The 7,156-nt window shown below is 56.7% G+C and carries 5 protein-coding genes and 2 pseudogenes; 3 read left to right on the forward strand and 4 right to left on the reverse strand.

Annotation, left to right across the window (positions count from 1 at the left end):
* Nucleotides 1-96: 96 nt before the first annotated feature.
* A complete protein-coding gene (locus QWJ10_RS15465) occupies nucleotides 97-2,238 on the forward strand; it encodes a methyl-accepting chemotaxis protein (RefSeq protein WP_289927796.1) in 2,142 nt (713 codons plus the stop codon).
* Nucleotides 2,239-2,427: 189 nt separating this feature from the next.
* On the opposite strand, the gene QWJ10_RS15470 is transcribed toward QWJ10_RS15465, so the two are convergent.
* From QWJ10_RS15470 to QWJ10_RS15490, 4 genes and pseudogenes are all read right to left on the reverse strand, one after another.
* Nucleotides 2,428-2,628: a hypothetical protein gene (locus tag QWJ10_RS15470; protein WP_289927799.1), complete on the reverse strand. Its 201-nt coding sequence runs from the start codon at nucleotides 2,626-2,628 to the stop codon at nucleotides 2,428-2,430.
* A gap of 158 nt (nucleotides 2,629-2,786) precedes the next feature.
* The gene (locus tag QWJ10_RS15475; protein WP_289927801.1) at nucleotides 2,787-3,968 is read right to left on the reverse strand and encodes an MFS transporter; all 1,182 of its coding nucleotides are present in this window, start codon (nucleotides 3,966-3,968) and stop codon (nucleotides 2,787-2,789) included.
* Nucleotides 3,969-4,024: 56 nt separating this feature from the next.
* Nucleotides 4,025-4,788, reverse strand: a pseudogene (locus QWJ10_RS23180) (SDR family NAD(P)-dependent oxidoreductase).
* 31 nt (nucleotides 4,789-4,819) lie between these two features.
* Complete coding sequence (locus QWJ10_RS15490) at nucleotides 4,820-5,617, reverse strand: SDR family oxidoreductase (RefSeq protein WP_289927807.1); 798 nt, start codon at nucleotides 5,615-5,617, stop codon at nucleotides 4,820-4,822.
* 104 nt (nucleotides 5,618-5,721) lie between these two features.
* Between QWJ10_RS15490 and QWJ10_RS15495 the strand changes: the two genes are divergently transcribed.
* Together QWJ10_RS15495 and QWJ10_RS15500 are read left to right on the forward strand one after the other, a co-directional pair.
* Nucleotides 5,722-6,678, forward strand: a complete 957-nt coding sequence (locus QWJ10_RS15495; protein WP_289927809.1) for a GlxA family transcriptional regulator — start codon at nucleotides 5,722-5,724, stop codon at nucleotides 6,676-6,678.
* A 342-nt stretch (nucleotides 6,679-7,020) separates the two neighbouring features.
* Nucleotides 7,021-7,156: pseudogene (locus QWJ10_RS15500) on the forward strand (5-dehydro-4-deoxyglucarate dehydratase); the annotation flags it as partial.

Genomic DNA, 7,156 nt, shown 5'->3' on the forward strand with positions numbered 1-7,156 from the left:
GCAATAGGAATGTTTAAATCCTTCATAGGAATAATCTAATCAAGCGCAGCGGGAGTAGGCCGATAGCAAAGGCATCAATTTAATCAGGCCTTTACTATGTTCAACCGTCTTTCAATCCAGCTGAAGATCACTGCGCTGGCAGGCTTATGCCTGCTGGCTATTGTGACACTGCTGGTCGGTGCGTCTCTTTACCAGGCCAAGCGTAGCGGTGAGGTGGTCAAGCAGACCAGTTCCAGCATGCTTGAGCAGTCCGCGGAGCTTCGCTTGCAAACCTCAGGCGAAGCCCAGGCGCTGCGCATCCAGCGAGACTTCATGAGTGCCTATCACTACGGACTGGGCCTGTCAGGCCAGGTCAAGCTGCTGAGTGAGCAGCAGGCAAGAGGGGCTATCAGTGCCCGTGAATTGCGTCAGGAGCTGGTTGAGGTAGTGGGTAACGCACTCAAGGCACGCCCTGACCTGTTGGGGCTGTACATTGCCTTCGAACCCAACGCACTAGACGGACAGGACAGACAGTTCATCAATGCGGAAGAGGAAAGCAGCAACGCAAGTGGCCGTTTTGCCTTGTACTGGTCTCAAGGGGAGCCGGGAACATTCGATTTCGAATCGATGACCGAGGAGGAGCTTACCAAGACGACTCCCGGGCCGAGTGGTGCAGCCTATAACGCCTGGTACACTTGTCCTCGTGATACGCGTAAGGCCTGTCTGCTGGACCCTTATTTCGATGAGGTGAATGAGCAGCAGGTCCTGATGACCAGCATCGCCCTGCCTATCGAGCAAAACGGCAAGGTGACCGGTGTTATCGGCATTGATATCAGCCTGAACACACTTCAGCAGATTGCCGAAAAAGCCAGCGACAAGCTGTACAAGGGGGAGGGCGAGGTCAGCATCATCAGCCCAGCTGGTCTCCTGGCGGGTCACAGCCTGGATGCCAAGCGGTTGGGAGAGTCCCTGGACAAGATCTATGCCAGCCAGGCAGGTGAGCTGAAGCAGGCTTTGGCGACAGGAGAGTCTGCCATGTTGTCCCATGATGATCTGGTACGTGTCATCGAGCCGATCAGGCCCATCCCGGAAGCCAAGCCGTGGGGCATCCTGCTTGAGGCGCCCAAGAAGCTGGTTCTGTCCCGTGCCATTCAACTATCCGATGAGCTGGACGAACGGCGCGTTTCCGACAGTGTGTTCTCGGTTGTGGTGGGCCTGATTGCGGTGCTGAGCGGTCTGGTATTGATGTGGTTCGCTGCCCGCAGCGTAACCCGGCCGATTCTGGCCGTTGCCGCCATGCTCAAGGACATCGCCAGTGGTGAGGGTGACCTGACCCGCCGCCTGGGATATGCCAAGCAGGACGAATTGGGACAGTTGGCGGGCTGGTTCAACCGGTTCCTCGACAAGCTCCAACCCATTATTGCGGACGTAAAGCGCTCGGTTCAGGATGCGCGTACAACGGCGGACCAGTCTGCGGCCATTGCGACTCGTACAAGTGAGGGCATGCAGCACCAGTTCCACGAGGTGGAGCAGGTTGCAACGGCATCTCACGAGATGAGCGCCACGGCCCACGATGTCGCGCGCAATGCTGCGCAGGCCGCAGAGGCTGCGCGTGGCGCTGACCATGCGACCCATGAAGGTCTGGACATCATTACCGAGACCACGCGCAGCATCGAAAAGCTGGCAGCTGATATGAGCGCGTCCATGAGTCAGGTCGAAGGTCTGGCGGAAAGCAGCGAGCAGATTGGCAGCGTTTTGGAGGTCATCCGGGGTGTTGCCGAGCAGACCAATCTGTTGGCGCTGAACGCTGCTATCGAAGCGGCACGGGCTGGTGATGCGGGCCGAGGCTTTGCGGTCGTGGCCGATGAGGTGCGTGGCCTTGCCAAGCGGACCCAGGAGTCGGTCGAGGAGATTCGTCAGGTGATCGAAGGGTTGCAGAAGGGTACGCGGAGCGTAGTGGATTCCATGCACGATGGTCACCGGCAGGCTCAGGGTAACGTCGAGCATGTAGGTAAAGCCGTGTCGGCCCTGCGTCAGATCGGTGACGCCGTCTCGGTCATTACCGAAATGAACCTCCAGATTGCCAGCGCCGCTGAAGAGCAGAGCGCCGTGGCAGAAGAAGTTAACCGTAACGTCAGCGGTATCCGTGAGGTAACAGAGTCGCTTTCAGAGCAGGCGGAAGAGTCCGCTCGGGTCAGCCAATCGCTGAATGCTCTGGCCAACCATCAACAGACCCTAATGGATCAGTTCAAGGTGTAACCGCGAAGGCCGCCCTCCGGGGCGGCTTTTCATTTTTGACCGTCTTTTACGGTGCCGTACTATCCCGCCTGCATCTCGTATACAAACTCCCGCTCCCCGGTTACGGAAAAGCCGAGCCGTTCGTAAAGCCGCTTGGCTGGGTTGTTCTAGAGTACGGTCAAGGCCACCGGTATAGATGCACACCGCGCTTCATGCAACAGATTTGTCACCAGGGTAGTGGCAATACCGTTGCCCTGTTGCTCCGGGATGATTTGGAGCTGAAGCAGTCCACGCACGGTCCGATTTCACTACCTTGATGAGCCCTATGGGTGTGTTCTCGAGCAATACCAGTTGACCGCTTTCAAGGTGCGCCCGTACCCGCGCCTTGTGCTCCTCTTGGGAGCGCTGCATACCGGCTGCGACTTCTAAGGTACGAGCGCGCGTCCCCTCAAATCGAGAAGAAAGGGCACATCCGCTTCTGAAGTCGGTTTGAGTATCATCGTATCCATACGGCTCTCCTACGGTAGGTCTTGCAGGGTTGGATGTTGTGTTCAACCTTTCATAAGGATTTACGCTACTGGAATAGCGGCCCTGGTCCGATTGTATGACACCGCAAGGCAGACAGTTGCCATAACAAAGAACAGTAATGAGGTGCTTAGCACGCCTGTATAGCCATAGGCAGGATAGACCCAGCCTGCCACTGCCGATCCAAATCCGATGCCGCAGAACATAAAGGATGCTGTCAACGCCAGGGCGATACCGCGTCGTTCCGGCATACGCTCGACTACCCGCCGTTGCTGTGACGGCCATACCACATCCGTAGCGAACGCCCACAAAACCAGCACAGGCAGCAGCCAGCCCAGGCGAGCGGGACCGTATCCCAAGAGTAGAAGTGTTAAGGCCAGGAGGCTGATTCCGGACAGAAGCATATGCTCTGCACTGTAACGTCCGGCAGCCCGTGTCACGAACAGGTTGGCTGCTACGCCCGCTATGCCCAGCACGGCCAGGGCAACAGACACGTCTTCTGGCCCACCGTGATACACATCGCGGATGATGGGGGACAGAAACGCATAGGTAGAAAACACGCCTGAAGTGATGAAAAACACCACCAGAAAGGTACTGAGCGTACCAAGGCGTGTGAGCAGGGATACAACCGTTGAAACCGCAATGCGCTCACCTTGCACATGGTCGGGAACGAATCGGGCAATCAGAAGGGCAGTCATGAAGCCCGCGACGCTCAGCATCAGATAAAGCGAGCGTACGCCCCAATGCTGAGCAATCCAGGCGGCCAAGGGAATGCCTGCCATCCCCGCCACGCTCAATCCCAACAATACAATGGCAATGGCGCGGCCTTGCTGGGCCTGGTCAACCAGAGCTGAGCCCAGTGTACCCAATACCGGACCGATAAAGCCTGCGCCCAATCCCATAAGAACGCGAGCCAGCACCAGCACGCCGTAATTTGGCGCCAGTGCGAATAGAAGCGAAGCGCTGCTGAACAGGCCCAGGCCAAGCAGAACCTGCCGCCGTCTGGGTAGATGTCCCTGAACGACCTGCAGCAGGGGCGCAGCCAGAGCAAAGGTGATGCCAAACAGGGAGATCAGGTAAGCGCTTTGGGTATCGGTCAGCGCCCATTCCTGGGAAATTTGCTGCAGACAGCCAACCACGGACAGAGCACCTACCGCCTGGACGAAATACGCAAAACTCAAGGACCGCAGCGCAAGTAAGGTGGGTGAGACGATAAGACCTTTCATGAGCGTCTCCAGTGAATCATTCAGGCCACCCGTGACGAGTGGCCTGATTAGCATGGTCAGCCGACAGGAATGGGATTGGCGATCAGGGCTTGGTTGAATTGCTCTACCAAGGCATGTTCACTAGGGCCGGGATTGGCGCGGAAGGCCGCAACACGATCGACAATGACTTCCGTTTCAGCGCTTTGCAGCTTCTCCAGGATCTCTGTAATGAATTCATCCAGCGGCATGGCGCGTGGATCACCACTCTTGTGAATGAGATCGGTATCGACCCATGGCGGTGCGATTTCCAGCACCTTTACTGACGTATCCCGAAGCATGAAGCGCTGCGACAGGCTATAAGAGTGAATCGCCGCCTTGGTGGCGGAGTACAGTGCGGTAACTGCCAGCGGTACATAGGCCAGAATCGAACTGTTGTTGATGATGTACGCTTCGGGCTGCCGCTTTAGATGTTCTACAAATGCAGCACTGACCCTGACCGGACCCAGGAGGTTGGTCGTGAGCAGCTGCACGCCTGTTCATCGTCCAGTGCGCCGGAGGCCGCATTATCGAACGGCATGACGCCGGCATTGTTGATGATGATGTTAAGGGTAGGGTGGCGTTCGATGACTGTTTGAGCAACGGCTTTGATCTGCTCGGGATCGTTGATATCCAGCGCGATGGTGTCGATACCGGGATTAGCCCTGGCGACTTCATCGAGCAGTGCTTGGCGTCTGCCCGCAACGATGACCTTGTTCCCACGTTGATGAAAGGCTTCGCCCAGTGCACGACCAATACCAGACGTACCGCCAGTGATGAAGATAGTGTTTCCGCTTGTGTTCATGGTGAAGTCTCCTGGTTGAATGTAGAAGTGATCAGTACGAGGCGTAGCGGGAGGCAGGCGTATTGCTGGAGAGCTGCGTGGCCAAGGCCTGGCGGGCCGCTTCAAGGGCTTCCCAGCGTTCGAGGGCGTGCAACGAGGGAATGGTGATCAGCTCGCCCTGGTCAAAGCCGGCCAGCGCTGCTTTCACCAGGTCTTCCGGTGACATGACGATGCCTTTGTCGAGGTTTTCCAGCGGCAGACCGCCGATATCCCAGAATTCAGTGGCCGTAGCGCCGGGCAGTACGGCCTGTACGCGGATGCCTTTGTCGGCCAGCTCATGGTTCAGAGACTGAGAGAACGCCGTCACGTACGCCTTGCTACCGCCGTAGACGCCATTGAGGATCTCTGGTGCAAGGCTGACGATGGAGGAGATATTGATAATGGCGCCCTTGCCGCGGTGGACGAATCCCGGAACGGCAGCGTAGGTAAGGCGAGTGAGTGCCGTCACGTTCAGGTCAATCATTCGCACCATCTGCTCGACATCGCTTCCGAGCAATGGGGTGTGAGTACCGATTCCCGCGTTGTTCACCAAAAGGGTGATGCTGGCGTCTTCCTTGAGCTTTGCCTCAACGGCTGCTAAAGATGATTTATCGTTGAGATCGGCAGGCAGGACCTCCATAGCTCGTCCGGTCAGCGTGGCAATGCGCTCGGCCTGAGTGTTGAGTCGCTCACGGTTGCGGGCAACCAGAATCAGGTCATAACCGCGACGGGCCAATTGCTCGGCGTATACCGCGCCGATACCGGAAGAGGCGCCAGTGATGAGTGCAGTGCCTTGATGAAGAGTGTTCATGATGCTGCTCCGTTTGGGTGGGTGTGGAGGCATCATGCAGTGAATTGACCGCGACCTAAATGACGTTTATGGTGCGTTTTCAGGACATCGTCAGGGAGACGATCATGCACCGGGTAGGCTACATACTGTCAAACGGGTTCCAGATCCTTTCACTGGCGACGCAAACGGTTTTCGAATATGCCAACGTGGTGGCAGGCGAGCCGTTCTACGAAGTCGAGAACTTCTCGCTGGAGGGTGGCGAGGTCCGCTCCTCGCTTGGCCTGACGGTGGGTTCCCATGCGCTCGGACCCCATAGCCAGGCGGATACCTGGATCGTGGCGGGGGTAAACAATCCACTGGCTGCACCATCACCTGACGCTGTGCTTGGTTTTATTCAGGACGCCAGTACCCAGGCGCGCCGGATGACCGCAATTTGTACCGGTGGCTTTGTACTGGCGGAAGCTGGATTACTGGCGGGACGACGTGCGACCACCCACTGGGCATATGCACGGGAGTTGCAGCGGCGTTATCCTGATATCCGTGTCGAGGAAGACCGTATCTATATCACGGACGGTCCGATGTGGACGTCAGCCGGGATGACGGCAGGGCTTGATCTGACACTTGCAATCGTGGAAAAGGATTTGGGTAATGAGGTTGCCCGGTCGGTAGCACACAAGCTGGTCATGCACCAACGACGTGCCGGTGGTCAGAGTCAGCATTCCGAAATGCTAAACCTTGCACCTAAGTCTGATCGTATCCAGAACGCCCTGAACTATGCCCGACAACACCTGAGCCGCCCTTTGAGCGTGGAAGGGCTGGCCGAATCCGTTTACCTCAGCCCGCGTCAGTTCAGCCGTGTCTTTACTGCGGAAACTGGCCAATCACCTGCCAAGGCTATCGAGAGTCTTCGCCTGGAAGCGGCTCGACTCATGATCGAGCAAAGTCGTCATTCATTGGATGTGATTGCCAAGGAAACCGGCTTTCGTGATCGCCGCCATATGCGAGAGGCCTTTATACGTGGCTTCGGCATGCCACCACAGGCAATACGGCGCGGCAATGCCCTGATGGAGGAGTTGCTTTAACGGGAAGGGTAATTACAGCCGTGCGGCAAGGTACTGGGCAATAGTTAATCGGTTGGAAGCGTAAATCGCCATGTTGCCTGTAGACAGGGCTGGGAGGAGGCCAGCTCTACCAATTGCTTAAAAGCAGCTAGGTTCTCCATGCAGCCGAGTCATAGCGCCTGCTGAACGTCTAATTGTAAGAAATTATTCTTTTGTTTCAGCCACTTGCTCTAGATTGCGCCTTTTCACTCAGACATAGACTCTCGTCTAGGTTGCACTTTGCTTTCCATAGTCATACGATGTCGTACAACAAGTAACGGTTATTCTTTAGCCACGTACGCCATCAAGCAAGGTGCAACAAAAATGACTCCACAAGAACTCAAGCACACCCTTTCATCCGGATTGCTGTCCTTTCCGGTAACCGATTTCGATGCGCAGGGCGATTTCCGCCGCGATACCTACATCAAGCGACTGGAATGGCTGGGGCCCTACGGCGCTA

The sequence above is a fragment of the Pseudomonas sp. WAC2 genome, assembly GCF_030403525.1.
Lineage (GTDB): Bacteria > Pseudomonadota > Gammaproteobacteria > Pseudomonadales > Pseudomonadaceae > Chryseomonas > Chryseomonas luteola.

Bases quoted from the DNA above. Each gene is read 5' to 3' on its own strand.
- QWJ10_RS15475 (WP_289927801.1), bottom strand. From the start codon at position 3,968: ATGAAAGGTCTTATCGTCTCACCCACCTTACTTGCGCTGCGGTCCTTG.
- QWJ10_RS15470 (WP_289927799.1), bottom strand. From the start codon at position 2,628: ATGCAGCGCTCCCAAGAGGAGCACAAGGCGCGGGTACGGGCGCACCTT.
- QWJ10_RS15465 (WP_289927796.1), top strand. From the start codon at position 97: ATGTTCAACCGTCTTTCAATCCAGCTGAAGATCACTGCGCTGGCAGGC.
- QWJ10_RS15490 (WP_289927807.1), bottom strand. From the start codon at position 5,617: ATGAACACTCTTCATCAAGGCACTGCACTCATCACTGGCGCCTCTTCC.
- QWJ10_RS15495 (WP_289927809.1), top strand. From the start codon at position 5,722: ATGCACCGGGTAGGCTACATACTGTCAAACGGGTTCCAGATCCTTTCA.